The 2408-nt window shown below is 73.0% G+C and carries 2 protein-coding genes; both read right to left on the reverse strand.

The genetic code is table 11. The features are described from left to right. Positions 1-58 precede the first annotated feature (58 nt). A complete protein-coding gene (gene istB / locus ACT84W_RS10525; RefSeq protein WP_444329179.1) occupies positions 59-802 on the reverse strand; it encodes an IS21-like element helper ATPase IstB in 744 nt (247 codons plus the stop codon). Continuing rightward, positions 792-2255, reverse strand: a complete 1464-nt coding sequence (gene istA, locus ACT84W_RS10530) for an IS21 family transposase (protein ID WP_444329180.1) — start codon at positions 2253-2255, stop codon at positions 792-794. Before istA ends, istB begins: the two co-directional genes overlap by 11 nt. Positions 2256-2408 lie beyond the last annotated feature (153 nt).

Raw genomic sequence — 2408 nt, forward strand, 5'->3', positions numbered from 1 at the left:
AATGGTCACCGGGAATTGAGCAGCGTGCGCACCTCCGGCGCGCACGCTTTTTGAGCACCTACCCCTCCTGCATCAGGGCGTGGCGCACGCGGTAGGACTCGCCACGGAACTGGACGAGCCTGCCGTGGTGGACTATGCGGTCGATGACGGCGGCCGCCATCTGGTCGTCGCCGAAGACCGAGCCCCACCTGCTGAACTCGAGGTTCGTCGTGATCACCGCCGACTGGGCCTCGTAGGCGTCGGCGAAGACCTGGAAGACCAGCCTGGCGCCGTCGGCGTCCAGCGGCAGGAACCCGAGCTCGTCGATGACGAGCAGGCGGGCGCGGCCGATCTGCGCGGCCTCCCGGTCGAGCCTGCCCTCGTCGCGGGCCCTCCTCAGCCTCGAGACGAGGGCGGAGGCCGTGAAGAAGCGCGCCTCGAGCCTCCTCTCGCACGCCAGCGCGCACAGCGCCGACGCCATGTGCGTCTTCCCCGTGCCGACGTCGCCCATGAGCACCAGGTCCTCGCGCCGCCCCAGGAAGCCGAGGGAGAGCAGGTCCTCGCGGCCCATCCCCTCGGGCCACGAGACCGCCGACCAGTCGTAGCCGTCGAAGGTCTTCGGCGCGGGCAGGGCACAGCGCCTGAGCAGCGTCGCGCGCTTCGACGACTCGCGGCTCGCGCGCTCGGCCTCGAGGTAGCCGGCGAGGTACTCGACCTGCTTCGGGGTCCCCAGGCGCGACCACTCCTCCAGGACGGCGCCGGTCAGCGAGCAGGACCGCCCGGCCTCCACGACCCTCCGGGCCAGCTCCTCGCTAGCGGCCATCGGCGACCGCCCCCTTCAGGAAGCCGTCGTAGACCGCGAGGTCGGCCCCGCCCGCGGCCGCCGCGCCGCCCGCGGCTATGCGCCCGGCGAGGACGTCGACGGTGGCGTCGTCGGGGACGCGGCCGCCCTCGACGACCCTGAGCGCCGCCTCGCAGGCCGCCGCGAACCCCGACGCGCCGCTCGCCCGCCCGATCGCCCTGAGGGCCCTGCGCCTCCCGGCCGCGTCCATGCGGTCGATGCCGTCGACGAGGCCGGCCGGCATGTCCCTCCTGATCGTCGACTCGCCGAACGCGCGCGGCCTGGCGACGAGCGCCGGCACGAGCGAGGCCGGGTTGCGCACGGCCGGCCCCTCGCCGAACGCCCTGGGCAGCACGGCCACCCTGCGCCCGCGGTCGGCGAGGATCTCCACCGTGCCGGCCCGCAGCCCGACCAGCAGCCTCCTGTCGTGCCAGGCCGGCCCGGCCACGTACTCGCGGCCCGCCGCCGTGACGTAGCCCCGCTTGTCGGCCTTGGCCGGCACCCACCGCACCGCGTCGAAGGGGACGCCGGGCAGCGCGCGCATCTCGGCGAGGTCGTCGGCGGGGGCCTCGGGCGTCGGCCTGCCGTCGCGGGCGCGCGAGGCGGCGTTGAGCCCGGCGCACCCCGCGGCGAGGTGGCGGTTGAGCTCCTCCATCGACCCGAAGGACGGGACCGGGGCCAAGAGGTTGCGCCGCAGGAACCCCACGGCGTTCTCGACGGAGCCCTTCTCGTTGCCGGAGTAGGGGTTGCAGTACCTGGCCTCGAAGCGGTAGTGGGCCCTGAACTGCGAGAACAGCCTCGACTCGGTGACCTCGCCGCGGACCATCCTGCCCGCCTCGGTGGCGTTGTCGAGGACCATCACCCTGGGGGCGCGCCCCCAGCGCCCGAATATCTCGGCCAGCCCCGCGCACATGCACTCAGACGCCTGCGAGCGCGCCGCGACGCACTGGCGGTCGTTCGAGCGCGGCAGCGTCGCCGTCAGCAGCTTGAGGTCGAGCTCCTCGCCGGCGATGACGGCGCGGAAGTTGCCGTAGTCGGCCTGGCAGGTCCCCGCCGGCCACTCGAGCTCCAGGTAGCCCTCGCCGCCGCCCGCCGACCGCGCCTGCCGCCAGTCGAGCACGAACCTGCGGACCGTCGAGTAGGACCCCTCGTAGCCCCGCTCGTCGACGAGCCTGTCGAAGACCCTCTTGGCGGTGTGGCGCTGCTTGCGGGGCGCACCGAGGTCGGCCTCGAGCACCGACTCGACCCAGGTCTCGTGGCCCTCGAGCGCTGGCCTCCGCCGCCGCTCGGGCAGCGGGGGCTCCGGCGACATGTCCTCCATGTCGGCGTACTTCGCGACGGTGTTGCGGCTCACCCGCAGCCTCTTCGCGATCTCCGCCCTCGGCACGCCGTCGGCGTCCATCGAGCGTATATCATTCCTTACGTCCAGGGGCACGGTCATCTCCTCCATCCTTCCCGGGCGGGCTCGCCAAAGTTGCCGCCCGGGAAACCGTATGACGAGGGCCGCGCCCCTGGCCCCGGGACACGGCCCACTTGATCAAACTGCTCAATTATTCGTGACCACGGTGCTCAGAAAACCGTGACCACG

Source organism: Paratractidigestivibacter sp., from assembly GCF_052362415.1.
GTDB lineage: Bacteria > Actinomycetota > Coriobacteriia > Coriobacteriales > Atopobiaceae > Paratractidigestivibacter.

What these genes read in the sequence shown, in the direction of transcription:
- istB (WP_444329179.1), bottom strand. Translation starts at nt 802, where the DNA reads ATGGCCGCTAGCGAGGAGCTGGCCCGGAGGGTCGTGGAGGCCGGGCGG.